This is a genomic window from Goekera deserti, assembly GCF_010685995.1.
GTDB classification, from domain to species: Bacteria; Actinomycetota; Actinomycetes; order Mycobacteriales; family Geodermatophilaceae; genus Goekera; species Goekera deserti.
Genome location: NZ_JAAGWK010000012.1, coordinates 51936 through 77269, shown reverse-complemented (window position 1 = coordinate 77269; position 25334 = coordinate 51936). Strand labels below are relative to the sequence as shown.

At 74.3% G+C, this 25334-nt stretch carries 19 protein-coding genes and 1 pseudogene; 12 read left to right on the top strand and 8 right to left on the bottom strand.

Going from position 1 to position 25334, the window contains the following annotated elements:
* Positions 1 to 14 precede the first annotated feature (14 nt).
* From G1H19_RS23940 to G1H19_RS10545, 3 genes and pseudogenes are all read right to left on the bottom strand, one after another.
* Positions 15 to 500 (bottom strand): aldehyde dehydrogenase family protein, encoded by a 486-nt coding sequence (locus G1H19_RS23940; RefSeq protein ID WP_235909326.1) that lies wholly within the window; start codon positions 498 to 500, stop codon positions 15 to 17.
* 79 nt (positions 501 to 579) lie between these two features.
* Positions 580 to 1395 (bottom strand): annotated as a pseudogene (locus G1H19_RS23935) (aldehyde dehydrogenase family protein); the annotation flags it as partial.
* A 127-nt stretch (positions 1396 to 1522) separates the two neighbouring features.
* Entirely contained in the window at positions 1523 to 2188 is a 666-nt protein-coding gene (locus G1H19_RS10545) for an MBL fold metallo-hydrolase (RefSeq protein ID WP_152727551.1), read from the bottom strand.
* Positions 2189 to 2314: 126 nt separating this feature from the next.
* Between G1H19_RS10545 and G1H19_RS10540 the strand changes: the two genes are divergently transcribed.
* The 12 genes from G1H19_RS10540 to G1H19_RS10485 all read left to right on the top strand — a co-directional run bounded on the left by G1H19_RS10540 (position 2315) and on the right by G1H19_RS10485 (position 18102).
* Positions 2315 to 3730 (top strand): amidase, encoded by a 1416-nt coding sequence (locus tag G1H19_RS10540; protein WP_235927897.1) that lies wholly within the window; start codon positions 2315 to 2317, stop codon positions 3728 to 3730.
* Between the two features lie 73 nt (positions 3731 to 3803).
* On the top strand, positions 3804 to 6695 hold the full coding sequence (gene uvrA, locus G1H19_RS10535) for an excinuclease ABC subunit UvrA (RefSeq protein ID WP_152727553.1): 2892 nt from the start codon (positions 3804 to 3806) through the stop codon (positions 6693 to 6695).
* Positions 6696 to 6937: 242 nt separating this feature from the next.
* Entirely contained in the window at positions 6938 to 9151 is a 2214-nt protein-coding gene (uvrC, locus tag G1H19_RS10530) for an excinuclease ABC subunit UvrC (protein WP_235909177.1), read from the top strand.
* Positions 9148 to 10086: an RNase adapter RapZ gene (rapZ, locus tag G1H19_RS10525; RefSeq protein ID WP_162392279.1), complete on the top strand. Its 939-nt coding sequence runs from the start codon at positions 9148 to 9150 to the stop codon at positions 10084 to 10086. The genes uvrC and rapZ overlap by 4 nt, the downstream gene beginning before the upstream one ends.
* Complete coding sequence (locus G1H19_RS10520; RefSeq protein WP_235927896.1) at positions 10086 to 11108, top strand: gluconeogenesis factor YvcK family protein; 1023 nt, start codon at positions 10086 to 10088, stop codon at positions 11106 to 11108. Before rapZ ends, G1H19_RS10520 begins: the two co-directional genes overlap by 1 nt.
* Positions 11109 to 11238: 130 nt before the next feature.
* On the top strand, positions 11239 to 12219 hold the full coding sequence (whiA, locus tag G1H19_RS10515; protein WP_152727554.1) for a DNA-binding protein WhiA: 981 nt from the start codon (positions 11239 to 11241) through the stop codon (positions 12217 to 12219).
* A 194-nt stretch (positions 12220 to 12413) separates the two neighbouring features.
* Positions 12414 to 13418: a type I glyceraldehyde-3-phosphate dehydrogenase gene (gene gap / locus G1H19_RS10510; RefSeq protein WP_162392278.1), complete on the top strand. Its 1005-nt coding sequence runs from the start codon at positions 12414 to 12416 to the stop codon at positions 13416 to 13418.
* Positions 13418 to 14611, top strand: a complete 1194-nt coding sequence (locus G1H19_RS10505; RefSeq protein ID WP_152727555.1) for a phosphoglycerate kinase — start codon at positions 13418 to 13420, stop codon at positions 14609 to 14611. The genes gap and G1H19_RS10505 overlap by 1 nt, the downstream gene beginning before the upstream one ends.
* A gap of 14 nt (positions 14612 to 14625) precedes the next feature.
* Positions 14626 to 15435 carry a triose-phosphate isomerase gene (gene tpiA / locus G1H19_RS10500; RefSeq protein ID WP_152727556.1) on the top strand — a complete coding sequence of 270 codons (810 nt, stop codon included), beginning with the start codon at positions 14626 to 14628 and terminating at the stop codon, positions 15433 to 15435.
* Positions 15436 to 15537: 102 nt separating this feature from the next.
* Positions 15538 to 17250 (top strand): ABC transporter substrate-binding protein, encoded by a 1713-nt coding sequence (locus G1H19_RS10495; protein ID WP_235927891.1) that lies wholly within the window; start codon positions 15538 to 15540, stop codon positions 17248 to 17250.
* 142 nt (positions 17251 to 17392) lie between these two features.
* Positions 17393 to 17626: a preprotein translocase subunit SecG gene (gene secG / locus G1H19_RS10490; protein ID WP_152727557.1), complete on the top strand. Its 234-nt coding sequence runs from the start codon at positions 17393 to 17395 to the stop codon at positions 17624 to 17626.
* A 134-nt stretch (positions 17627 to 17760) separates the two neighbouring features.
* The gene (locus G1H19_RS10485) at positions 17761 to 18102 is read left to right on the top strand and encodes an RNA polymerase-binding protein RbpA (protein WP_152727558.1); all 342 of its coding nucleotides are present in this window, start codon (positions 17761 to 17763) and stop codon (positions 18100 to 18102) included.
* Positions 18103 to 18161: 59 nt separating this feature from the next.
* Here G1H19_RS10485 and pgl read toward each other — a convergent pair whose 3' ends face one another.
* From pgl to tkt, 5 genes are all read right to left on the bottom strand, one after another.
* The gene (gene pgl, locus G1H19_RS10480; RefSeq protein ID WP_235927889.1) at positions 18162 to 18890 is read right to left on the bottom strand and encodes a 6-phosphogluconolactonase; all 729 of its coding nucleotides are present in this window, start codon (positions 18888 to 18890) and stop codon (positions 18162 to 18164) included.
* Between the two features lie 74 nt (positions 18891 to 18964).
* Positions 18965 to 20146 carry a glucose-6-phosphate dehydrogenase assembly protein OpcA gene (locus G1H19_RS10475; protein ID WP_162392276.1) on the bottom strand — a complete coding sequence of 394 codons (1182 nt, stop codon included), beginning with the start codon at positions 20144 to 20146 and terminating at the stop codon, positions 18965 to 18967.
* 67 nt (positions 20147 to 20213) lie between these two features.
* Complete coding sequence (gene zwf, locus G1H19_RS10470) at positions 20214 to 21731, bottom strand: glucose-6-phosphate dehydrogenase (protein ID WP_152727559.1); 1518 nt, start codon at positions 21729 to 21731, stop codon at positions 20214 to 20216.
* Between the two features lie 215 nt (positions 21732 to 21946).
* Complete coding sequence (gene tal / locus G1H19_RS10465; RefSeq protein WP_152727560.1) at positions 21947 to 23047, bottom strand: transaldolase; 1101 nt, start codon at positions 23045 to 23047, stop codon at positions 21947 to 21949.
* A gap of 23 nt (positions 23048 to 23070) precedes the next feature.
* On the bottom strand, positions 23071 to 25299 hold the full coding sequence (tkt, locus tag G1H19_RS10460; protein ID WP_152727561.1) for a transketolase: 2229 nt from the start codon (positions 25297 to 25299) through the stop codon (positions 23071 to 23073).
* Positions 25300 to 25334: the final 35 nt, after the last annotated feature.

Sequence of the window (25334 nt, the reverse complement as noted above, 5' to 3'; positions counted from 1 at the left end):
TGCCGGCGCGTACGTCAGGCCGGGAACCCGACGGCGTGCGGGTCCATGAACTCGCGCAGCCCCTCGACGCGCATCTCGCGCCCGATGCCGCTGTGCCCCAGGCCGCCGAAGGGCGCCCGCTCGTCCAGGTGCGCGGCGCCGTGTGCGTTGACGAACGTGCAGCCCGAGCGCAGCCGGCGGGCCACGGTGGCGGCGCGGGCGGGATCCGCCGTCCACACCGAGGAGCAGAGCCCGTAGGGCGTGTCGTTGGCCCGGGCGACCGCGACGGCCTCGTCGTCGAAGGGCAGGACCGGTAGCGACGGGCCGAACTGCTCCTCCAGCACGACCCGGGTGTCGTCGGCCGGGGCCAGTACCAGGGACGGCCGGGGGAAGTTGCCGGCGGACAGGTCCGCGTCGCCGGCCTGCCCGCCGAGCTCGCGCACCTCGGCGCCGGTGTGCCGGGCCTGCTCCAGGAGTGCCTGGACGTACGCCTTCTCCCCCGCCTGGTACAGCGGGCCCATGGTCACCCCCCTCGTCCAGGCCGTGGCCGATGCGCGTGCTGCCCAGCGCGTGCGACAGCGCGTCGACGACCTCGTCGTAGCGGGAGCGGTGCACGTACAGCCGCTTGATCGCCATGCACGCCTGGCCCGTGGTGTCGAAGGCGCCGCTGACCAGGCGCTGCACCGCCTCGGGGCCGAGGTCGACGTCGTCGAGGAGCAGTGCGGCGTCGTTGCCGCCGAGCTCCAGGGTCACCCGGGTGAGCGTGCCGGCGGCCATCCCCATGATCCGCCGACCGCCGGCCGGGCTGCCGGTGAAGCACACCGACCGGACGCGGTCGTCACCCACGAGGGCCTCGCCGATCTGGGCGTCGGCCCCGGTGACGACGTCGAGCACACCGGGCGGCAGCAGTGCCGCCACCTGCTGCACGGTGCGCACGGTGGCCAGCGGGCAGGACGGCGGCGGCTTCACCACCACGGTGTTGCCGGCCAGCAGCGCGTAGGGCAGCGAGGCGGCGAGGAGCGCCAGCGGCCAGTTGAACGGCACGATGATCGTGACGACGCCCAGCGGCAGGTGCGAGATCTCGGTGCGGTGGGGCGGTGCCGGCAGCGTCGTCACCGCGTCCACCTCACCGGCCAGCCCGGCGGCGAGCTGGAAGCGGTGGGCGAAGACGATCGAGTCGATGAACGACTCGGTGCGGATCTCGCCGTTCTCCCGGGTGAGCAGCTCCGCCGTCGCCGGGCGGTCGGCCTCCAGGGGCGCCAGCGAGGCCAGCAGCAGGTCGGCCCGCTCCTGCGGGCTGCGACGGGCCCAGCCCGGGAACGCGCGGTGCGCGGCAGCGACGGCCGCGGTCGCCTGCGCCGCGGTGGCCGCGGCGGCGTGCCCGACGACGGTCGCGCCGTCCGCCGGGTCGAGCACCCGGAGCCGGTCGGCCGACGTGCGCACCTCGCCGTCGAGGTACGACGGATGACCTGGTCGGGCGCGGCCGGACAGCCGGTCAGGAGGCGCCGTCGTCGAGCACGGGCACGGCCGCCGGGACCGGGGTTCACCAGCCGCGGGCGCGCCACTCGCCGAGTCGGGGGCGCTCGGTGCCCAGCGTGGAGTCGTCGCCGTGCCCCGGGTAGAACCACGTGGCGTCGTCGTACCGGCCGAACACCCGGTCCTCCAGGTCGTCCATGAGCGAGCCGAAGTCCGCCGGGTCCGTGGTCCTGCCCGGGCCGCCGGGGAAGAGGGAGTCCCCGGTGAACAGGTGCGTGCCCGCGTCCGCCGGGCCGCGCCAGACCAGGGCGATGCTGCCCGGGGTGTGGCCGCGCAGGTGGACGACCTCGAGCACCTGGCTGCCGACCGGGACGGTGTCGCCGTGCTGCACCGGGCGGGTCACCGGGACCGGGAGGTCCGCGGCGTCCGCCGGGTGCGCCACCGTCTGCGCCCCGGTCGCCTCGACCACCTCGGGCAGCGCCCGGTGGTGGTCCCAGTGCCCGTGCGTGGTGACGATGCTCCGGACCGGGGTGTCGCCGATCAGGGCCAGCAGCGCGGCCGGCTCGGCGGCCGCGTCGACGAGCACGGCCTCGCCGGTGTCGGTGCAGCGCAGCAGGTAGGCGTTGTTCGCCATGTCGCCGACGGCGAGCTTGGTGACGGTCAGCCCGGGCAGGGCACGGGTCTGCGGCGGGCCGCCCACGGTGACCTCGCCGGTGTAGTCGCTGACGCCCATCGTCCGCTCCTGTCCGTGCTGCTCGACCCGGTCCTGTCGGTGCCCCCGGCTAGGTTCCACCGCATGGCCGACAACGTAGCCGGGCGCGCGCCGAGCGACCTGCCGGGCGGGCCGCCCGGTAATCCGGTGCCCAGGCAGGGTGCCGCGCTCGTGGGTCTGCCGGCGGTGGAGATCGCCGCGCGGGTCCGGTCCGGCGCGCTGTCCGCGGTCGACGTGGTGCGGGCGCACCTCGCGCACATCGCCGCGGTCGACGCCCGGGTGGGCGCCTTCCGGGTGGTCCGCGCCGAGGCGGCGCTCGCCGAGGCCGCCGCGGTCGACGCCGCCCCCGACCGGGCACAGCTGCCCCTGGCCGGTGTGCCGGTCGCGGTCAAGGACGTCGTGCCGGTGGCCGGCGAGCTGCTCACCGACGGCTCGGCGGCGGTGACCGGGCCGCCCGAGCCCGACGACCACCCGGTGGTGGCCCGGTTGCGGGCGGCCGGCGCCGTGGTCGTCGGGATCACCCGGGTGCCGGAGCTGTGCCTGTACGCGGCCACCGACGGCCCCGGCACGGTCAGCCGCAACCCGTGGGACACCGCCCGGTCCCCGGCCGGCTCCTCCGGCGGCAGCGCCGCCGCGGTCGCGGCCGGCTGCGTGCCGATCGCCCACGGCAGCGACGGGATGGGCTCGCTCCGGCTGCCGGCCGCCGCCTGCGGGCTGGTCACGCTGAAGCCGGGCACCGGCGTGGTCCCCGCCGGGATCGGTGCGGACAGCTGGTCCGGCATGGCGGAGAACGGCGCGCTGGCGACGACGGTCGCCGACCTGGCGCTCGCCCACGCGGTGCTCGCCGGTGCGCCGGTCCCCACCGGCGGGGCGCCCGCGGTCCCGGTGCCGCTCCGGGTCGCGGTCGCCGCCCGGTCGCCGCTGCCCGGCCTGCGCCCGGACGCCGCCGGGCGGGCGGCGCTCGACGCGACGGTGGCCGCGCTCCGGGCGGCCGGGCACACGGTGGTGGCGCGGGACCCGCGGCTCCCGCCGTCGGCCGCGCTGGGTGTCCTCGCCCGGTGGCTCGCGGCCGCGGACCGGGACGCGGAGGCCCTGGGGCTGGCCCGCGGGCAGCTCCTGGCCCGCAGCCGGGTCCACGCCCGGCTGGGGTCGTGGGTGCGCCGCGCCGGCCTGGTCCGGCCGGCGACGGCCACGCGCTTCCGGGCCGACATGGTGCGCTTCTTCGACGACGTCGACGTGCTGGTGAGCCCGGTGGTCACCGGCCCGCCGCTGCCGGCCCGCCCGTGGCACGAGCGCGGCTTCCTGGCCAACGCCCTGGCGAACGCCCGGTGGGCGCCGTGGGTGTCGGCGTGGAACCTGGCCGGTCTCCCGGCGCTCGTCCTGCCGGCGGGCAGCGATCCCGCCGGGCTGCCGCGGTCCGTCCAGCTGGTCGGCCCGCCCGGGTCGGAAACGCGACTACTCTGGCTGGCCGCAGACCTCGGAGCCCGGCGACCCTGGCGTCGGCACGCGCCTGTCTTCGATCCCGTCGGGCCGGCCGGGGCACCGTCGCCCTCCCGGCCCTGACCGCCTGCCCCACCGGGGCACCCTCCCGCACCGCCTGACCCATCCCGATCCACCTCAGACCGACAGGGATCACATGGACAGACTCGTCGTCCGCGGCGCCCGTGAGCACAACCTCAAGGACGTCCACCTCGACCTGCCCCGGGACGCGATGATCGTGTTCACGGGCCTCTCCGGCTCCGGGAAGTCCAGCCTGGCCTTCGACACGATCTTCGCCGAGGGGCAGCGCCGCTACGTCGAGTCGCTGTCGGCCTACGCCCGCCAGTTCCTCGGCCAGATGGACAAGCCCGACGTCGACTTCATCGAGGGCCTGTCGCCCGCGGTGTCGATCGACCAGAAGTCGACCAACCGGAACCCCCGGTCCACGGTCGGCACGATCACCGAGGTCTACGACTACCTGCGCCTGCTGTACGCCCGGGCCGGCCAGCCGCACTGCCCCAACTGCGGCAAGCCCATCGCCCGGCAGACCCCGCAGCAGATCGTCGACCAGGTGCTGGCGATGGCCGAGGGCACCCGGTTCCAGGTCCTCGCCCCGGTCGTCCGCGCCCGCAAGGGCGAGTACGTCGACCTGTTCAGCTCCCTGCAGACCCAGGGCTTCTCCCGCGTGCGGGTCGACGGCGTGGTCCACCCGCTGACCGAGCCGCCCACGCTCAAGAAGCAGGAGAAGCACACGATCGAGGTGATCGTCGACCGGCTCACCGTCAAGGAGAGCTCCAAGCGCCGGCTCACCGACTCGGTCGAGACCGCCCTCGGCCTGGCCGGTGGCCTCGTCGTGCTCGACTTCGTCGACCTGCCGGAGGACGACCCCGAGCGTGAGCGCACCTTCTCCGAGCACCTGGCCTGCGTCGACGACGGGTTGTCCTTCGAGGCGCTCGAGCCCCGCTCGTTCTCCTTCAACTCCCCGTTCGGCGCCTGCCCGGAGTGCACCGGCATCGGCACCCGCAAGGAGGTCGACCCGGAGCTGGTGGTGCCCGACCCCACCAAGAGCCTGGGCAAGGGCGCGGTGGCGCCGTGGGCCGGCTCGATGAGCAACGAGTACTTCACCCGGCTGCTCACCGGCCTCTCCGACATGCTCGGCTTCTCGATGGACACCCCCTGGGAGGACCTCCCGGCCAAGGTGCAGAAGGCCGTGCTGCACGGCTCGCCCGACCAGGTGCACGTGCGCTACAAGAACCGCTACGGCCGCGAGCGCAGCTACTACGCGGCCTTCGAGGGCGTGCTGCCCTTCCTCGAGCGTCGGCACGAGGACACCGACAGCGAGATGATGAAGGACAAGTACGAGGGCTACATGCGCGACGTGCCCTGCCCCGTCTGCCACGGCACCCGGCTCAAGCCGGAGATCCTCGCCGTCAAGATGAACGGGCGTTCCATCGCTGAGATCACCGGGCTGTCCATCGGCGAGGCCGCCGAGTGGCTGCACGCCCTGGAGCTCGGCGAGCGGGAGCGGGCCATCGCCGACCGGGTGCTCAAGGAGGTCCAGGCCCGGCTGTCGTTCCTCGTCGACGTCGGCCTGGACTACCTGTCCCTGGACCGGCCCGCGGCCACGCTGGCCGGCGGCGAGGCCCAGCGCATCCGGCTCGCCACCCAGATCGGGTCCGGGCTGGTCGGCGTGCTGTACGTGCTGGACGAGCCCTCGATCGGGCTGCACCAGCGCGACAACACCCGGCTCATCGAGACCCTCGTGCGGCTGCGCGACATGGGGAACACGCTCATCGTCGTCGAGCACGACGAGGACACCATCAAGCAGGCCGACTGGGTGGTCGACATCGGTCCGGGCGCCGGCGAGCACGGCGGTGAGGTCGTGGTCAGCGGCACCTACGCGGACCTGCTGGCCAGCGAACGTTCCGTCACCGGCCAGTACCTGTCCGGGCGCAAGGCGATCGTCGTCCCGGAGAAGCGGCGCGAGCCCACGCCGGGCCGGGAGCTGGTGGTCAAGGGCGCCCGCGAGCACAACCTGCGCAGCGTCGACGTCACCTTCCCGCTGGGCATGCTGGTCGCCGTCACCGGCGTCTCCGGCTCGGGCAAGTCCAGCCTGGTCAACGACATCCTCTACACGGTGCTGGCCAACGAGCTCAACCGCGCCCGGCTGGTGCCCGGGCGGCACCGCACCGTCACCGGCCTGGACCAGCTGGACAAGGTGGTCGGTGTCGACCAGTCGCCGATCGGCCGCACGCCCCGGTCCAACCCGGCCACGTACACCGGCGTCTGGGACCACGTCCGCAAGCTGTTCGCCAGCACGTCGGAGGCGAAGATCCGCGGCTACCAGCCGGGGCGGTTCTCCTTCAACGTGAAGGGCGGGCGCTGCGAGGCCTGCTCCGGCGACGGCACCCTGAAGATCGAGATGAACTTCCTGCCCGACGTCTACGTGCCCTGCGAGGTGTGCAAGGGCGCCCGGTTCAACCGGGAGACCCTCGAGGTGCACTACAAGGGCAAGACGGTCGCCGAGGTGCTCGACATGCCGATCGAGGAGGCAGCGGACTTCTTCGCCGCCATCCCGGCCATCGCCCGGTACCTGCGCACCCTCACCGAGGTCGGCCTCGGCTACGTCCGGCTGGGCCAGCCGGCCACCACGCTGTCCGGTGGCGAGGCGCAGCGGGTGAAGCTGGCCAGCGAGCTGCAGAAGCGGTCCAACGGGCGCACCGTGTACGTGCTCGACGAGCCGACCACCGGGCTGCACTTCGAGGACATCCGCAAGCTGCTGCTCGTCGTCCAGGGGCTGGTCGACAAGGGCAACTCGGTCATCGTCATCGAGCACAACCTCGACGTGATCAAGAGCGCCGACTGGCTGATCGACATGGGTCCCGAGGGCGGGTTCCGGGGTGGCTCGGTGGTGGCCGAGGGGCCGCCGGAGTTCGTCGCCTCCGTGCCGGAGAGCCACACCGGGCAGTACCTGGCCAAGATCCTCGACCCGGCCGCGGTCGCCGCGGCGTCCGCACCCAGGAAGCGGGCCCGCAGGAAGGCCGGCTGACCCGCCCGGCACGTCGGCCGCACGCCCCCGTCCGGGCCCGGACGGGGGCGTGCGGGCCGGTGCGCACCCCTCGCCGGTCCGGACCGCGACGGGTCCCCGGGGCGGTGACCAGGGCCGGGGCAGGGCGGTGACCGGGGCCGGCGGCAGGGCGCTGACCGGGGTGCGCCGGGACCCGGCCGCTGGTGACCACCGGCTCCGGGTCCAGCTCCCAGAGTGTCGGCCCGCCGACTTACGCTGGTGTCATGCCCGACCCGTCCACGTACCGCCCCGCGGTCGGCAGCATCCCCGAGTCACCCGGGGTCTACAAGTTCCGGGACCCGGCCGACCGGGTCATCTACGTCGGCAAGGCCAAGAGCCTCCGGCAGCGGCTGAACAGCTACTTCGCCGACGTCGCCGGCCTGCACCCGCGCACCCGGCAGATGGTGACCACCGCCGCCCGCGTCGAGTGGACCGTCGTCGGCACCGAGGTCGAGGCCCTCCAGCTCGAGTACAACTGGATCAAGGAGTTCGACCCGCGGTTCAACGTCAAGTACCGCGACGACAAGAGCTACCCCAGCCTGGCGGTCACCCTCGACGAGGAGTTCCCCCGGCTGCAGGTCATGCGCGGGCCGAAGAAGAAGGGCGTGCGGTACTTCGGCCCCTACGCCCACGCCTGGGCGATCCGGGAGACCCTGGACACCCTCACCCGGGTGTTCCCGGCCCGCACCTGCTCGGCCGGGGTCTTCAAGCGCGCCGGCCAGATCGGCCGCCCCTGCCTGCTCGGCTACATCGGCAAGTGCGCCGCCCCCTGCGTGGGGAAGGTGACGGCCGAGGAGCACCGCGAGATCGTCGACGACTTCTGCGAGTTCCTCGGCGGGCGCACCGACCAGTTCATGCGCCGCCTGGAACGCGAGATGGCCCAGGCCGCCGCCGACATGGAGTACGAGAAGGCCGCCCGCATCCGCGACGACATCGGCGCGCTCAACCGGGCGCTGGAGAAGCAGGCGGTCGTGCTCGGCGACGGCACCGATGCCGACGTCGTCGCCTTCGCGCAGGACGAGCTGGAGGCCGCCGTCCAGGTGTTCCACGTGCGCGGCGGCCGGGTCCGCGGGCAGCGTGGCTGGATCGTGGACAAGGTCGAGGCGGTGTCCACCGGGCAGCTGGTCGAGCAGTTCCTGCTCCAGGTGTACGGCGGCGTCGACGAGCAGACCGGCGTCGGCGAGGCGGGGGAGCAGGTGCCGCGCGAGGTCCTGGTGCCCGAGCTGCCCGACGACGCCGACGTCTACGCCGACCTGCTCGGGGAGCTGCGTGGCTCCCGGGTCTCGCTGCGGGTGCCCCAGCGCGGGGACAAGCGCAGCCTGATGGAGACCGTCGAGCGCAACGCCCAGGAGGCCTTCGCCCGGCACCGCGTGAAGCGCGCCGGCGACCTCACCGCCCGGTCGATGGCGCTGAGCGAGATCCAGGAGGCGCTCGACCTGCCCGACGCGCCGCTGCGCATCGAGTGCATCGACATCTCCCACGTGCAGGGCACCAACGTCGTGGCCAGCATGGTGGTCTTCGAGGACGGGCTGGCCAAGAAGAGCGACTACCGGCGCTTCCAGGTGGCCAACGGCACCGACGACACCGCCGCCATGGCCGAGGTGGTGCGTCGCCGCTTCGCCCGCCACCTCAAGGACGAGGCCGACCGGCGCGACCAGCAGGGCGTGGCCGCCGAGGAGGGCCGCCCGCGCCGCTTCGCCTACCCGCCCAACCTGCTGGTCGTCGACGGCGGGCAGCCGCAGGTGGCGGCCGCGGCCCGCTCGCTGGCCGAGCTGGGGATCACCGACGTCGCGATCTGCGGCCTGGCCAAGCGGATGGAGGAGGTGTGGCTGCCCGACGACCCCGACCCGGTCATCCTGCCGCGCACCTCCGAGGCGCTGTACCTGCTGCAGCGGGTGCGCGACGAGGCGCACCGCTTCGCCATCACCTACCACCGGCAGAAGCGGTCCACCGCCATGCTCACCTCGACCCTGGACGACGTCCCGGGGCTCGGCGACACCCGCCGCAAGGCGCTGATGAAGGAGTTCGGCTCGCTCAAGCGGCTGCGGGCCGCCGGTGTCGAGGAGCTGACCCGGGTGCCCGGCATCGGCCGCCGCACGGCCGAGGCCGTGCTCGCCGCGGTCGCGGACCCGGCAGCGGCCCCCGGAGCGGCGACCCCCGACCCGGCAGCGGCCCCCGACCCGGCAGCGGCCCCCGGTCCGGGTGAGGCGCCGGACGACACCGCACCCGGCGTGTCGCCACTGCACGGCGACGGGCACACTGCACCAGGTGCGCACGAGGCCGGGACCGACCGGGCACGCGGCAGTGAGCTCCGCGATGCTCGGGGCGTCCTGCCCGGCGGGCCCGCGGACGGCCGGCACCAGCACACCGCAGACGGGGAGCCCATGATCGACGAGCAGGTGGCAGCCGACCGCGAGCCCGCGCCGGTGGTCCGGTGAGCGCCCCTCCGGGCGGCACCCCGGCCGCCCCCGCCGACGAGGTCGCGCCCGACGGCGCCGCCGACCAGGCGCCGGCCCGTCCGGTACAGGTCGTCGTGGTCACCGGCCTGTCCGGCGCCGGCAAGAACACCGCCGGTCGCGTGCTGGAGGACCTCGGCTTCTTCGTCGTGGACAACCTGCCGCCGGCGCTGCTGGAACCGATGGTCGAGCTGGGTGCCCGCGGCGACGTCCGCCGGTTCGCCGCCGTCGTCGACGTCCGCAGCCGGGCGTTCTCCAGCGACCTGCAGGACGCGGTCCGCCAGCTCGCCGACATCGGGCACCGGCCGCGGGTGCTCTACGTGCACGCCCGCGACGAGGTGCTGGTGCGCCGCTACGAGTCGGTGCGCCGCGAGCACCCGCTGCAGGGCAGCGGCCGGCTGGTCGACGGCATCTCCGCCGAGCGGGCGCTGCTCACCGGCATCGCCGGCGACGCAGACCTGTGGGTGGACACCAGCGACCTGAACGTGCACCAGCTGCGGGCCACCCTGGAGGCCGCCTTCGCCGACGACGGCGAGGTGCCCGCCCTGACCGCCACCGTGCTCAGCTTCGGCTTCAAGTACGGCCTGCCCCTGGACGCCGACCTCGTCGTCGACGCCCGCTTCCTGCCGAACCCGCACTGGCTGCCCGAGCTCCGCCCGAAGACCGGCCGCGACCCCGAGGTGCGCGAGTACGTGCTCAGCAGGGACGGCGCCCTGGAGTTCGTGGACCGCTACACCGACGTGCTGCGCCTGCTGCTGCCCGGCTACCGCCGCGAGGGCAAGCGGTACCTGACGCTGGCCGTGGGCTGCACCGGCGGAAAGCACCGCAGCGTCGCCATCACCGAGGAGTTCGCCCGCCGGCTGTCCGCCGAGGGCGTGTCCGCCACCGCCCGGCACCGCGACCTGGGACGCGAGTAGTGCCGGCACCGACCTCCGCGGTGCCCTCCCGGGCCACCGCCGCCGGCGTGCTGCCCGAGCAGCCGCTGTCCGGCCCGCTCGCACCCCGGGTGGTGGCGCTGGGCGGCGGGCACGGGCTCTCCCAGGCGCTGGCCGCCTGGCGGCGGATCACCACCGAGCTGACCGCGGTGGTCACCGTGGCCGACGACGGCGGGTCGTCCGGGCGGATCCGGCGGGAGATGCCGGTGCTGCCGCCGGGGGACCTGCGGATGGCGCTGGCCGCGCTCGCCGGCCCGGCGGCCCGGCACCAGGAGCTCGCCGTGCTGCTCCAGCACCGGCTGGGCGGATGGGGAGCGCTGGCCGGGCACCCGGTGGGCAACCTGCTGCTCACCGGGCTCATGGAGGTGCACGGCGGGGACACCTGCCGCGCGCTGGACGTGCTCGGTGAGCTCGTCGGTGCGTGCGGCCGGGTGCTGCCGATGGCCGAGGTGCCGCTGGACCTGGTGGCCCGGGTCGAGAGCGTCGACCCCGACGACCCCCGGCGCTCCCGCACGATCCGCGGGCAGGTGGCGATCGCCTCGACCCCGGGCCGGGTGCGCGACATCCGGGTGGAGCCCGCCGACCCCGCGGTCGCCCCCGAGGTGACCGACGCCATCGCGGCGGCCGACGTGGTCACGCTGGGGCCCGGGTCCTGGTACACCTCGGTGCTGCCGCACCTGCTGGTGCCGCAGCTGCACGCGGCGCTGGCCGCGACCAGCGCCCGGGTGGTGGTGGTGCTGAACCTGGTGCCGCAGGCCGGGGAGACCGACGGGTTCTCCCCGGAGCAGCACCTGGAGGTGCTCAGCGCGCACCTGGACGGCGTGGCGGTGCACGCTGTCGTCGCGGACGAGCACTCGGTTGTTGACCGCCGTGGTCTGCTGTCAGCGGTGCGTGGGTACGGCGCGGAGCTGATCCTGGCTCCGGTCGCCGAACCCGACGGCGCACCGAGACACGACCCGGCCAGGCTCGCCGCGGCGCTGGCCGCCGTGGCCGGGGCGCGATGAACCAGCACGGGAGCACGGTGGGCGCTCCGGCGCCGCCGGACGGGTCGGGACGACCGGCGGGATTCCGGACGTCCCGCACCGTCGATCAGCACGACGTTGTCCTGCAGCAGGGGGAGAGAGGACGCCGCACATGGCGATGACCGCGATGGTCAAGGACGAGTTGTCCCGGGTCGAGTGCACCAAGACCTCCGAGCGCAAGGCCGAGGTGACGGCGCTGCTGCGCTTCTCCGGTGGCCTGCACATCGTGGGCGGGCGCGTGGTGATCGAGGCCGAGCTGGACACCGGCTCCGTGGCGCGGCGGCTGCGCCGGGACATCAGCGAGGTCTACGGCTACACCAGCGGGGTCAGCGTGCTCGCCGGCGGCAACATCCGCCGCGGCGTGCGCTACCTGGTCCGGATCGCCAAGCACGGGGAGGGCCTGGCCCGGCAGACCGGCCTGGTCGACCACCGCGGCCGGCCGGTGCGCGGGCTGCCGCCGTCGGTGGTGTCCGGCGGACTCAACGACGCCGAGGCCGCGTGGCGTGGCGCGTTCCTGGCGCACGGGTCGCTGACCGAGCCGGGGCGGTCCTCCTCGCTGGAGGTGACCTGCCCGGGGCCGGAGGCCGCCATGGCGCTGGTCGGCGCCGCGCGCCGGCTCGGCATCGCCGCCAAGGCCCGCGAGGTCCGCGGCTCCGACCGGGTCGTCGTCCGGGACGGCGACGCGATCAGCGCGCTGCTGACCCGGATGGGCGCCCACGACGCCGTGCTCGCCTGGGAGGAGCGGCGGATGCGCCGCGAGGTGCGTGCCACCGCCAACCGGCTGGCCAACTTCGACGACGCCAACCTGCGCCGCTCCGCCCGCGCCGCCGTCGCGGCCAGCGCCCGGGTCGAGCGGGCCCTGGACATCCTCGGCAACGACGCCCCGGAGCACCTGCTGGTGGCCGGCCGGCTGCGGCTGGAGTTCGGTCAGGCGTCGTTGGAGGAGCTGGGCCAGCGGGCCGACCCGCCGATGACCAAGGACGCCGTGGCCGGGCGGATCCGCCGGCTGCTGGCGACCGCGGACAAGCGCGCCAAGGACCTCGGCATCCCGGACACCGAGTCGGTCGTCACCGACGACATGCTGGCCCAGTAGACGCACCCCCTCGCCTCGCGGGGCCTCGCTCCGCGCGGTCCCGGCCCTGCGCGGTGGCTCGGCCCGCGCCCCCGCTCCGGGCCGGTGCTCAGCGCGGGTCGGGGGTCGGATGGCGGGTCGGTGCGGGGCCGCTAGGGTCGACGTCGACGAGCGGTCGTGCACCCGCGCGGCCCGCAGCGACGTGGAGGTCATCAGTGACGGTCCGGGTAGGCATCAACGGTTTCGGTCGCATCGGTCGCAACTTCTGGCGCGCGGTCGCCGCCAGTGGCCAGGACATCGAGGTCGTGGCCGTGAACGACCTGACCAGCAACGCCACGCTGGCGCACCTGCTGAAGTACGACAGCATCCTGGGCAAGCTCCCCGAGGAGGTCACCGCCACCGACGACGGCATCACCGTCGGCGGCGCGAGCTTCACGGCCCTCGCCGAGCGCGACCCGGCCAACCTGCCGTGGGGCGACCTGGGCGTCGACATCGTCATCGAGTCGACCGGCTTCTTCACCAAGGCCGCGGACGCCCGCAAGCACGTCGACGCCGGCGGTGCCAAGAAGGTCATCATCTCCGCGCCCGCCACCGACGACGACATCACCATCGTCATGGGCGCCAACCACGAGCTGTACGACGGCTCGCAGACGATCATCAGCAACGCGTCCTGCACCACGAACTGCCTGGCGCCGCTGGCCAAGGTCCTCAACGACGCCTTCACCATCGAGCGTGGCCTGATGACCACCATCCACGCCTACACCGCCGACCAGAACCTGCAGGACGGCCCGCACAAGGACCTGCGCCGCGCCCGCGCCGCCGCGCTGAACATCGTGCCGACGTCGACCGGTGCGGCCAAGGCCATCGGCCTGGTGCTGCCCGAGCTGAAGGGCAAGCTCGACGGCTACGCCCTGCGCGTGCCCGTGCCCACCGGCTCGGCAACCGACCTGACGGTCACCCTCGGCCGCGAGGTCACCCTCGAGGAGGTCAACGAGGCCTACCGGACCGCCGCCGCCGGCCCGCTGGCGCCGTACCTGGTCTACACCGAGGACCCGATCGTCTCCTCCGACATCGTCACCGACCCCGCGTCGTGCATCTACGACTCCGGCCTGACCAAGGTCTTCGGCAACCAGGTCAAGGTCGTCGGCTGGTACGACAACGAGTGGGGCTACTCCAACCGCCTCGTCGACCTCACCGCGCTGGTGGGCTCGAAGCTCTGATGCGGAGCGTCGACGACCTCATCGCCGAGGGGGTGTCCGGCCGGCGCGTGCTGCTGCGCACCGACCTGAACGTCCCGCTGGACACGACCACCCGGGAGATCACCGACGACGGCAGGATCCGGGCGAGCGTGCCCACGATCCAGGCCCTGCGCGACGCCGGCGCGCGGGTCGTCGTCGCCGCCCACCTGGGCCGGCCGAAGGGCGCCCCGGACCCCCAGTTCTCGCTGGCCCCGGTCGCCGCCCGGCTCGGCGAGCTGCTCGGCGCCGAGGTGCCGCTGGCCGCCGACGTGGCCGGCGCGGACGCCACCGCCCGCGCCGCGGCCCTGGCCGACGGGCAGGTGCTGCTGCTGGAGAACGTCCGCTTCGAGGCGGCCGAGACCAGCAAGGACGACGCCGAGCGGGGCGAGCTGGCCGACCGGCTGGCCGGCCTGGCCGACCTCTACGTCGACGACGCGTTCGGCGCCGTGCACCGCAAGCACGCCTCGGTGTTCGACGTCGCCCAGCGGCTGCCGCACGCCGCGGGCCGGCTCGTCGCCCGCGAGCTGGAGGTGCTGCGCCGGCTCACGACCGAGCCGGAGCGGCCCTACGTGGTCGTGCTCGGCGGGTCCAAGGTGAGCGACAAGCTCGCCGTGATCGAGGCCCTGCTGCCCAAGGTGGACACGCTGCTCGTCGGCGGCGGGATGTGCTTCACCTTCCTGGCCGCCCAGGGGCACGGGGTGGGGAAGTCCCTGCTGGAGGCCGACCAGGTCGACACCTGCCGGCGACTGCTGGCCGAGGCCGGTGAGCGGATCGTGCTGCCGGTCGACGTGGTGTGCGCCCCGGAGTTCAGCGCGGACGCACCCACCACCACGGTCGGCACCGACGCGATCGCCGACGACCAGATGGGCCTGGACATCGGCCCGCGCTCGGTCGAGCTGTTCGGCCGGCACCTGGACGGTGCGCACACCGTGTTCTGGAACGGGCCGATGGGCGTGTTCGAGCTGGCTCCGTTCGCGGCCGGCACCGAGGGCGTCGCCCGGGCCGTGTCCGGCATCGACGGGCTGTCGGTCGTCGGCGGCGGGGACTCGGCGGCCGCGGTGCGGCAGCTGGGCCTGGACGAGGCGGCCTACGGCCACATCAGCACCGGCGGCGGCGCGTCGCTGGAGTACCTCGAGGGCCGGGACCTCCCGGGCCTCGCGGTCCTGGCGGACTGAGCGAGGGGGCCGACATGGCACGCAGGAGCGCTCCGGCCGCCCGGGAGGGCCGCCGCCCGCTGATCGCCGGCAACTGGAAGATGCACCTCACGCACCTGGAGGCCATCGGCCTGGTGCAGAAGCTCGCGTTCAGCCTCAAGCCGGCCGAGCTGGAGGCCGCCGAGGTCGTCGTCCTGCCGCCGTTCACCGCGTTGCGCAGCGTGCAGACGCTGGTGACCGGGGACAAGCTGGACATCGGCTTCGGCGCCCAGGACCTGTCCGCGGCCGACTCCGGTGCCTACACCGGTGAGGTCAGCGGCGGCATGCTCGCCGCGCTCGCCTGCCAGTACGTGACCGTCGGGCACTCGGAGCGGCGCGCGCTGCACGGCGAGGGCGACGACGTCGTCGCGGCCAAGGTGCGGGCCGCCCTGAAGCACGGGATCACGCCCGTCCTCTGCGTGGGGGAGGGGCTGGACGTGCGCAGGGCGGGCACCCACGTGCCGCACTGCACCGCGCAGCTCGACGCCGCGCTCGAGGGCCTCGACGCCGGTCAGCTCGCCGGCCTGGTCGTGGCCTACGAGCCGGTGTGGGCCATCGGCACCGGGGAGGTCGCCACCCCCGAGGACGCGCAGGAGGTCTGCGGGGCACTCCGGGCCCGGCTCGCCGAGCGGTTTGGGAGTGACACGGCGGATACGCTCCGTATCCTCTACGGAGGATCCGTCAAGGCCGCCAACACGGCCGGGATCCTGGCCGGACCGGACGTGGACGGTGCTCTCGTGGGTGGCGCCAGCCTGGACGCCGACGAGTTCGCCGCGATCTGCCGGACGGCTGCCGAGAGCGGCTGAGGCCGGGACCCCGGTCCCCGGCGACGACGAGCACGGGGACGGAGCGGTGTGCAGCCGAGCAGGACGAGGTCGTCGGCCCCCCCGGGGCAACCGCGGCGGGGGGTGCTGACCGCCGCCCTGGCCGGGCTGCTGGTCCTGCTCAGCGCGTGTGGCGGCGGTGAGGCCGCGGCCCCGGCCGTGCCCACCGCCGCCGGGGCCCCCGACGAGGGGATCGGCGGTGTGCGAGCGCCGTCGGACGCCACGGGCGGCACGCTCCGGGTGTCGATCGCGACGATCGACCACCTGGACCCCCAGCGCTCGTACACCCCCGCCGTCTGGAACCTCATGCGGCTGTACACCCGGACGCTGGTCACCTACGACACGACCCCCGGGCGCACCGACCAGCTGGTGCCCGACCTCGCGACCGACACGGGGACCCCGTCGAACAACGGGCTGACCTGGACCTTCACCCTCAAGGAGGGCGTCCGGTTCGAGACCGGCCGGCCGATCACCTCGCGGGACATCGAGTACGGGATCGCCCGGACCTTCGACGCGAACGTGATCGTCGGGGGACCGACCCACGCGATCGACCTGTTCGACGACCCGGCCGACCCCTACGCGGGCCCGTACGCCGACGACGGCGACGTCGACGGCCTGGCGTCCATCGTCACCCCGGACGACCGCACCATCGTGTTCACCCTGGCCCGCCCGGCACCCGACCTCGGTCACGTGCTGGCGCTGCCCTCCAGCAGCCCGGTGCCGGTGGAGAACGACACCCGCGGCGGCTACGACGTGGACCCGGTGTCCTCCGGCCCCTACGCGGTCACCTCCGTGGACCCCGTCACCGGCGTCGTCCTCGACCGGAACCCGCAGTGGGACCCGGCCACCGACGACGTCCGTACCGCCCTGCCGGACCGGGTGGTGGTCAAGGTGGGTCAGAGCAGCACCGAGCGGGACCAGGCCCTGCTCGCCGGTGCGGCCGACGTGGACGCCACCGGGCTCGGGGTGCACCGGGCGACCACCAGCCGGCTGGAGAGCGATCCCGGCCTGGGCGACCGGGTGGACGACGTCGCCAGCGGTTCGGTGCGGATGCTGGCGCTGGCCAGCACGGTCGCCCCGCTGGACAACCCCTCCTGCCGGGCCGCGGTGGCCGCTGCCGTCGACCGTCGCGCCGTGCAGGAGGCACTGGGCGGCAGCAGTGCCGCCGACCGCACCTCGCAGCTGTGGACCGAGCGCCTCCCGGACGGCCCGGAGGACCCCGACCCGGCTCCGGACACCGCGGCCGCGCGGGAGGCCCTGGCCACCTGCGGGTACCCGGAGGGCTTTGCCACCGTGCTCGCCGTCCAGGACGTGACCGAGCTGGTCGAGGTGGCCGAGGTGATCGCCGCCCAGCTCGGTGAGATCGGCATCCAGGTGCGGGTGCAGCCGATGCCGGGCCTCGGCTTCTACGGCGGCGACGGCATCGGCCGGCCGGACAACGTGACCGCGCAGGGGTTCGGGCTGATGCTCATCTCCCGCCGCGCCGACTTCCCCTCCCCGGGGTCCCTGCTGGTGCCGCTGGTCGACGGCCGCTCGGTGAAGCCCGAGGGCAACACCAACTACGCGCGGCTGGCCGACCCCGGCATCGACCAGCTGGTCGACACCGCGCTGGCCGCCCCGGACCCCGCCCAGGCGAACGCCACCTGGGTGCAGGTGGCGCAGGCCGCCGTCGCCACCGGGGCGTACGTGCCGCTGGCCGAGGACCGGCTCCAGCTGCTGGCCGGTCAGCGGCTGCGCAACGGGGTCGTGATGGCGCCCTACCGCAGCTACGACCTGGCCACCGCCGGGGTCGGGTGAGCCCGTCGGGGCAGCGCCGTAGACTGTCGCGAGGTCCCGGGCCGAGGTGCACCGCCCGGGCAGCACGCGTCCTCACCGGTCGGGCCCCGTCCCCGCCCCACCCCGTACGTCGAGACCCGTGGCCCACGGGACAGGAGAGATCATGGTCGAGCTGGTCCTGAACATCGTGCTCGTGCTCACCAGCATCGTGCTGATCGTGCTGATCCTGCTGCACCGCGGCAAGGGCGGCGGCCTGTCCTCGATGTTCGGTGGTGCTGCCTCGGCGTCGCTGTCCGGGTCGTCGGTGGTGGAGAAGAACCTCAACCGGCTCACCGTGTTCTGCCTGCTGGTGTGGGCGATCTGCGTGGTCGGGCTGGGCATCCTGCTCAAGGTCTGAGCGCGCTCCCGCGCGGCCGGGTGCAATGCCGCGAAACGGTGTCCTCGTCGTGACCTGTGAGCTGCCTGACCGTCCTACACTTCCCCAACGGTGATCGCGTCGGCGCCGCGTGGACGGACGAGCAGGGGGCGCTCATGGCTGGTGGCAGTGCGATCAGGGGCAGCAGGGTCGGCGCGGGGCCGATGGGTGAGTCGGAGCGGGGTGAGTCCGCTCCCCGGCACCGGATCGGTTTCTGGTGCGCGAACCACCACGAGACACGGATCGCGTTCGCGGCCGACATCGACGTGCCGGTGGAGTGGGACTGCCCGCGCTGCGGGCTCCCGGCCGGGCAGGACGAGCAGAACCCGCCGCCGGCACCGCGCACCGAGCCGTACAAGACCCACCTGGCCTACGTGCGGGAGCGGCGCAGCGACGCCGACGGCGACGCCCTCCTCGAGGAGGCGCTGACCCGCCTCAAGGCACGCCGCGGCGCCTGAGCCCCGGACGACCGTGGTGCGGCGCCCGCGGGCGCCGCACCACGGTCGGCCACCACGGGTCAGCCGAGCCGGCTCGCGGCGGCGGCGTCCAGCAGCCAGCGGGTCGCCCGGGTGCCGTGCACCCCGGCGGCGGGCAGGCCGGCGCCGTCCGGGCCCAGCGCGGTGGCGACCGCCTCGGCCTTGCCCTCGCCGGCCACCAGCAGCCACACCTCCTCCGCGGAGTTGATCGCGGAGAAGCCCAGGCTCACCCGGGTCGGTGGCGGCTTCGGGCAGTCCCGCACCGCCACCACCGGACGGTCGTCGGCGGCGGCCGGGGAGTCCGGGAAGATGGAGGCCACGTGGCCCTCCGGCCCCATGCCCAGCAGCAGGACGTCGAAGCGGGGCAGCCCGGAACCCCCGGCGGCCGCCGCGAGCTGCCCGGCGTACCAGTCGGCCGCCTGCTCGGGCTCCGCGAAGCCGGCGTCCGAGGCGGGCACGGCGTGCACCCGCTCGGCCGGGACGCCGACCGCGTCCAGCAGCGCGCGGCGCGCGCCCAGCTCGTTGCGCTCGGCGTCGGCGGCGGGCACGAACCGCTCGTCGCCCCACCACACGTCCACGGCGGTCCAGTCGACGACCTCGCGCTCGGGTTCGGCGGCCAGCGCGGCCACCCGCTCCAGCACCGCGGTGCCCACCCCGCCGCCGGTCAGCACCACCGACGCCGTGCCGTGCACCGCCTGGGCGGCGGCGAGCCGAGCCACCAGGGCGCTGGCCACCGCCCGGGCCAGCCGGTCGGCGTCCGGCTCGATCACGACGGAAGGACCCTCCTGCCCCCCACCACTCGCAGGCTCGCGGCGGGCCCCTGCAGGAGGGCCGGGGTGGGAGCTCACGAGGTGACCGTGGCGGGGTCGTGGGCGTCGGAGGAGTCCTCCCGGTCACCGTCGGGGTCGTCGGCGTCGTGCGTGCCGGTCTGCGCCACCTCGTCGGCGTCGGCCGAGTCCTGTGGCACCTGCGGCGCCGGGGTGGCGGCGGAGTCGGCGCTGGTGGCCGGCGGCTGCGCGGTCGCACCGTTCTGCTGGGCGGTCGGGTCGAACCAGACGTGCTCCCGGGTGCCCGGCCGCCGGGCGAGGCCGGTCATCCCGGTCGCGGCACCCAGGGCCTCGCTGTAGGGCTCGTCGGAGTCCAGCCGGCGCAGCTCCTCGCCCACCAGTTCCCCGAGGTCACGCTCCACGAGCGCCACCACGGAGTCGGCCCGGTGCGGCTGGGAGATCACCGCGCCGCCCTTGCGGTCGGCGGTGACCCGCACCTCCTCGCCCTGGTCCAGGGTGAGGAACACCGACTCCACGCCGCTGGGGCCGGGGGTGCGCTGGCCGGCGACGACGTCGATCGGGCAGCCGCAGCGTGAGGAGATCCAGCCGGCCACCAGCTGCGCGGTGGCGCTGGCCGGGTCGCCCTCGACCCGCCCGCCGGTCACCGTGACCGGCGCACCGCGGCGGCCGACCACGGCGTCCAGCGTGGAGGTGAGGGTGGCCCGCCACATGGTGGTGCGGGTCCAGGCCAGGTCGGTGTCGCCGGGGGCGTAGTCCCGGGCCCGGGCGCGGAGCGCCTCCAGCGGGTCGGCCGCCATCGCGCAGTCGGTGATCCGCCGGTCGGCGATGACGCCCAGCGCGTCGGTGGTGATCCGGGTCGGCGGCGTGGCGTGCCACCAGGTCACCACGGGGGCGTCGGCGGCCAGCAGCGGCAGCACGACCGACTCGGCGTGCAGCCCGAGCCGGCCGTACATGCGCATCACGACGGCCTCGCCGGGGCCCAACCGGCCCCCGATGAGCACCTCGGCGTCCAGGCGGGGCAGCGGCGCCTCGACCTGGCGGCGCACCACGATCAGCAGCCGGCACGGGTGCAGCTCGGCGGCGGCGGCCGCGGCCTGCTCGGCCTCGGCCACCCGGTCCTCGTCGGCGATGACGACCAGGGTGAGGGCCACCCCGCTCATCACCGCGCCACCGGTGCGCCGCTGGGCGGCCAGTTCCTTGACGACGGCGGATCCGGTGGTGTCCCACAACGTAGTCACGGCTGTGCCTCCAGCGGACTCGAGCCCGGGAAAGTCAGGGTGGGGATGGGGGGAGTGCGGTGGGTGGTCACGGACGTCGCCATGCCCGGCCCTCGGCGGCGAGCATCTCCTCGGCGGCCCGGGGCCCCCACTCACCGGCGCGGTAGGGGTAGGGCGTGGTGTCCGCCCAGAACTCCTCCAGCGGGTCGATGACCGCCCAGGACGCCTCCACCTCGGCGTTGCGGGGGAAGAGGGTGGCGTCGCCGAGCAGCACGTCCAGCAGCAGGCGCTCGTAGGCCTCGGGGCTGGCCTCGGTGAACTGCTCGCCGTAGAGGAAGTCCATCGAGACGTCCCGCACCTCCATCACGCTGCCCGGCACCTTGGACCCGAACTTGAGCGTCATGCCCTCGTCCGGCTGGACCCGGACGACGAGCTGGTTGTGCCCGAGCTCCTCGGTGTCGGTGGGCGCGAAGGGCAGGTGCGGCGCCTTGCGGAAGGACAGCGCGATCTCGGTGACCCGCCGCGGCAGCCGCTTGCCGGTGCGCAGGTAGAACGGCACCCCGGCCCAGCGGCGGGTCTCCACGCCCAGCCGGACGGCGGCGTACGTCTCGGTCGTCGACTCCGCGGACACGCCCTTCTCGTCGCGGTAGCCGCAGGCCCGCTGGCCGGCGAGCCAGCCCTGCTCGTACTGCCCGCGGACGGCGAACTGCCGCATGTCCGCGGGCAGCGAGATGGCCCGCAGCACCTTGAGCTTCTCGGTGCGGATGTCCTCGGCGGCGAACTCGACCGGCTCCTCCATGGCGGTGAGGGCCAGCAGTTGCAGCAGGTGGTTCTGCAGCACGTCGCGCGCGGCGCCGGTGCGCTCGTAGAAGTCCGCGCGGCCACCGATGCCGACGTCCTCGGCCATGGTGATCTGCACGGAGTCGACGTGCTGGGCGTTCCAGACCGGCTCGAACAGGCTGTTGGCGAAGCGCAGCGCCATCAGGTTCTGCACGGTCTCCTTGCCCAGGTAGTGGTCGATCCGGAACACGTCCTGCGCGCTGAACACGGAGTCGACCAGCTCGTTGAGCTCGCGGGAGGACGGCAGGTCGGTGCCGAACGGCTTCTCGACGACGACGCGGCGCCACCGGTCGTCGGTGGACTCGGCCATGCCGGTGCGCTCCATCTGCCGCAGCACGACGGGGAACAGGCTCGGCGGGATGGACAGGTAGAACGCGGCGTTGCCGCCGATGCCGTGGCTGCTCTCCAGGTCGGCCAGCGCGGCGGCGAGCTCGTCGAAGGCGGCGTCGTCGTCGAAGGAGCCCTGCACGAAGCGCACGCTGGCGGCCAGCCGCTCCCACACCTCCTCGCGCCACGGCGTGCGGGCGTGCTCGCGGGCGGCGGTGCGGGCCAGCTCGGCGAACTCCATGTCGCCCCAGTCGCGCCGGGCGAAGCCGAGCAGGGCGAAGTTGGTGGGCAGCAGGCCGCGGTTGGCGAGGTCGTACACCGCGGGCAGCAGCTTCTTGCGGGCGAGGTCGCCCGTGATGCCGAAGACCACGAGGGCGCAGGGCTCGGGGACGCGGGGGAGCCGGCGGTCCCGAGGATCGCGCAGCGGGTTGCTCGTCATGGTGGGGTCCTCGGTCGCGGTCGTCAGGGAGGGCGTGGTCCGGGGCAGGGCGGGCCGACCGCCGTCCGTCCGGCAGCTGCGCTGCGCGCCGGCAGGACGACGGGGGACGCGGGGCGCGCCCGGACCCGGCTGCGTGCAGCCGGGTCCGGGACGTGACGTCGTCGGGTGCAGCCTGTCAGCTCCCGCTCACAGCCGCACCCGGCGAGGCCCTGGTGTCAGGACTTGTCCTGGAGCTGCTCCTGCACCGAGCCGGTGAGCTCGTCCCAGGCCTGCACGAACTTCTCCACGGCCTCGTCCTCGAGGACCCGGAACACGTCGGGCAGGTCGATGCCGGCGTCGGCGACGGCCTGCATGGTGGCCGCGGCCGACCCGTAGGCCTCCTGCACCGGGGCGCCGGGCTGACCGTGGTCGGCGTAGGCCTGCATGGTCTTCTCCGGCATGGTGTTGACCGTGTCCGGCGCGATCAGCTCCGACAGGTACATCGTGTCGCTGTACTCGGGGTTCTTCACGCCGGTGGAGGCCCACAGCGGGCGCTGCCTCGACGCGCCGCGGGACTCCAGCGCCTTCCAGCGGTCGGAGCCGAAGACCTCCTCGTAGGCCTGGTAGGCGAGCACCGCGTTGGCGACGCCGGCCTTGCCCTTGAGCTCGTCGTGGCCGCCGGCGGCGTCGAGCCGCTTGTCGATCTCGGTGTCCACCCGGGACACGAAGAACGAGGCGACCGACTCGATCCCGTCCAGCGACCCGCCCTGCTCCAGGCGCTGCTCGAGCCCGGTCAGGTAGGCGTCCATCACCTCGCGGTAGCGCTCGGTGCTGAAGATCAGCGTGACGTTCACGCTGATCCCGGCCGCGATCGACGTGGTGATCGCCGGGAGGCTCTCCACGGTCGCCGGGATCTTGATGAACAGGTTGGGCCGGTCGACGAGCCACCACAGGTGCGCGGCCTCCGCGGCGGTCGCGTCGGTGTGCCGGGCCAGGCCCGGGGCGACCTCCAGGGAGACCCGCCCGTCCCGGCCGGTGCGGGCGGCCACCGGGGCCAGCAGGTCGCAGGCGTCGCGGACGTCGGCGGCGGTGATGGTGCGCAGCGCCTCCTCCACGCTCACGCCGCGCACGGCCATGGCGTGCAGCTGGTCGTCGTAGGACTCCGACCCGCTGATCGCGGCGGCGAAGATCGACGGGTTGGTGGTCACGCCGACGACGCTGTGCTCGTCCACCAGCGACTGCAGGTTGCCGCTGCGGATGCGGTCGCGGGAGAGGTCGTCGAGCCAGACGGCGACCCCTGCCTTGGACAGCTGCGCCAGGTTCTCGTTCTGTGTCATGTCATGCCCTTCGGACGGAGGGATCAGCGGTCGGCGGTGGGGGAGTCGAGCCCGCCCCGGGAGGCGGTGGCCCCGGTGGGGGCGGCGGGCGGGGCAGCGGCGGCCTGGATGCTCTCCTGGGCCGCGGCGACGACCGCCTCTGCGGTGAGGCCGAACTCCTCGTAGAGCTTGGTGTAGGCGGCGCTGGCGCCGTAGTGGTCGAGGCCGACGATGCGGCCGGCGTCGCCGACGAAGTCGCGCCAGCCCATCGGCACCCCGGCCTCGACGCTGACCCGCGCCCGGACGGTGGGCGGCAGCACCTGCTCGCGGTAGGCCTGGTCCTGCTCGGCGAACCACTCCCAGCACGGCAGCGACACGACCCGGGTCGGGGTGCCCGCGGCCTCGAGGTGCTCGCGCGCGGCGACGGCGATCTGCACCTCCGAGCCGGTGCCCAGCAGGATGACCTCGGGGGTGCCGGTGGAGGCCTCGGCCAGCACGTAGCCGCCCTTCGCCGTCCCCTCGGCGGAGGCCATCACCTCACGGTCGAAGGTGGGCAGGTTCTGCCGGGACAGCGCCAGGCCGGCCGGGCGGTCGTTGTTCTCCAGGATGGTGCGCCAGGCGACGGCGGTCTCGTTGGCGTCGGCCGGGCGGACGAAGTCCAGGCCGGGGATGGCCCGCAGTGCCGCGTAGTGCTCGATCGGCTGGTGGGTCGGGCCGTCCTCGCCCAGGCCGATGGAGTCGTGCGTCCACACGTAGGTGACCGGCAGCTGCATCAGCGCGGCCAGCCGCACCGCGCCGCGCATGTAGTCGGAGAACGTGAGGAACGTGCCGCCGTACACGCGGGTGCCGCCGTGCAGCGCGATGCCGTTCATGATCGCGCCCATGGCGTGCTCGCGGACGCCGAAGTGCAGCGTGCGGCCGTAGGGCCCACCGCTCCACATCTTGGTCTGCTGGCTGGCCGGGATGAACGACGGCTCGCCCTTGACGGCGGTGTTGTTGCTCTCCGCCAGGTCGGCCGACCCGCCCCACAGCTCGGGCAGCTCGGGGTAGACCGCGGCGAGCACCTCGCCGGAGGCCTTGCGGGTGGCGACGCCCTTGGCGTCGGCCGGCCAGCTCGGCAGGGCGTCGGCCCAGCCGTCGGGCAGGCTGCGGGTCTTCATCCGGCTGAGCAGCGCGGCACGCTCGGGGTGCGCCTGCTCCCAGGCGGCGAAGCGCTCCTCCCAGGCCGCGCGGGCGGCCTGGCCGCGCTCGACGGCCTTGCGGGTGTGCTCGATGACCTCGGGGGCGACGTCGAAGGTCGCCTCCGGGTCGAAGCCGAGCACCTGCTTGGTGGCCTTCACCTCGTCGTCGCCGAGGGCGGAGCCGTGCGCGGCGCCGGTGTTCTGCTTGTTCGGCGCGGGCCAGCCGATGATCGTGCGCAGCACGATGATCGAGGGCCGGCCGGTCTCGGCCTTGGCGGCGGCGAACGCGGCGTCCAGCGCGGCGAGGTCCTCGCCGTCGTCGACGTGCTGCACGTGCCAGCCGTAGGCCTCGTAGCGCTTGCCGACGTCCTCGGTGAAGGCGATGTCGGTGTGGTCCTCGATGGAGATCTTGTTGTCGTCGTAGACGAGCACGAGGTTGCCCAGCTGCTGGGTGCCGGCCAGCGAGGAGGCCTCGCCGCTGACACCCTCCTCCAGGTCGCCGTCGGAGGCGAACGCCCAGACGGTGTGGTCGAACAGGCTCTCGCCGTCGGCGGACTCCGGGTCGAACAGACCGCGCTCCCGGCGGGCGGCCATGGCCATGCCGACGGCGTTGCCGACGCCCTGGCCCAGCGGGCCGGTGGTGGTCTCCACACCGGGGGTGTGGTTGACCTCCGGGTGGCCCGGGGTCAGCGAGCCCCAGGTGCGCAGTGCGCGCAGGTCGTCCAGCTCCAGGCCGTAGCCGGCCAGGTAGAGCTGCACGTAGAGGGTCAGGCTGGAATGGCCCATCGAGAGCACGAACCGGTCGCGGCCGGTCCACTGCGGCTCGCTGGGGTCGTGCTGCAGCCACTTCTGGAACAGCAGGTACGCAGTCGGCGCCATGCTCATGGCGGTGCCCGGGTGGCCGTTGCCGACCTTCTGGACGGCGTCCATGGCGAGCACGCGTGCGGTGTCGACGGCCTTCCGGTCCAGCTCGCCGAACGAGTCCGGGAGGGTGGGGTCAGGCTGCCGCGGCGAGCCGGTGGGGGTGTCGCTGGCGGCCTCCGCGGGTGCTTCGGCCTCGGTGCTCTGCGTCGCTGCGCTCTGGTCGGTCATGCGTTCTCACAGCTCCCTGTAGGTCGGCCGGTCCC

Excerpts from the sequence above, each read along its gene's own strand:
- tpiA (WP_152727556.1), top strand. The coding sequence starts at position 14,626 with ATGGCACGCAGGAGCGCTCCGGCCGCCCGGGAGGGCCGCCGCCCGCTG.
- whiA (WP_152727554.1), top strand. The coding sequence starts at position 11,239 with ATGGCGATGACCGCGATGGTCAAGGACGAGTTGTCCCGGGTCGAGTGC.
- G1H19_RS10505 (WP_152727555.1), top strand. The coding sequence starts at position 13,418 with ATGCGGAGCGTCGACGACCTCATCGCCGAGGGGGTGTCCGGCCGGCGC.
- G1H19_RS10545 (WP_152727551.1), bottom strand. The coding sequence starts at position 2,188 with ATGGGCGTCAGCGACTACACCGGCGAGGTCACCGTGGGCGGCCCGCCG.
- uvrC (WP_235909177.1), top strand. The coding sequence starts at position 6,938 with ATGCCCGACCCGTCCACGTACCGCCCCGCGGTCGGCAGCATCCCCGAG.
- uvrA (WP_152727553.1), top strand. The coding sequence starts at position 3,804 with ATGGACAGACTCGTCGTCCGCGGCGCCCGTGAGCACAACCTCAAGGAC.
- G1H19_RS10485 (WP_152727558.1), top strand. The coding sequence starts at position 17,761 with ATGGCTGGTGGCAGTGCGATCAGGGGCAGCAGGGTCGGCGCGGGGCCG.
- secG (WP_152727557.1), top strand. The coding sequence starts at position 17,393 with ATGGTCGAGCTGGTCCTGAACATCGTGCTCGTGCTCACCAGCATCGTG.
- tal (WP_152727560.1), bottom strand. The coding sequence starts at position 23,047 with ATGACACAGAACGAGAACCTGGCGCAGCTGTCCAAGGCAGGGGTCGCC.
- tkt (WP_152727561.1), bottom strand. The coding sequence starts at position 25,299 with ATGACCGACCAGAGCGCAGCGACGCAGAGCACCGAGGCCGAAGCACCC.
- G1H19_RS23940 (WP_235909326.1), bottom strand. The coding sequence starts at position 500 with ATGGGCCCGCTGTACCAGGCGGGGGAGAAGGCGTACGTCCAGGCACTC.
- zwf (WP_152727559.1), bottom strand. The coding sequence starts at position 21,731 with ATGACGAGCAACCCGCTGCGCGATCCTCGGGACCGCCGGCTCCCCCGC.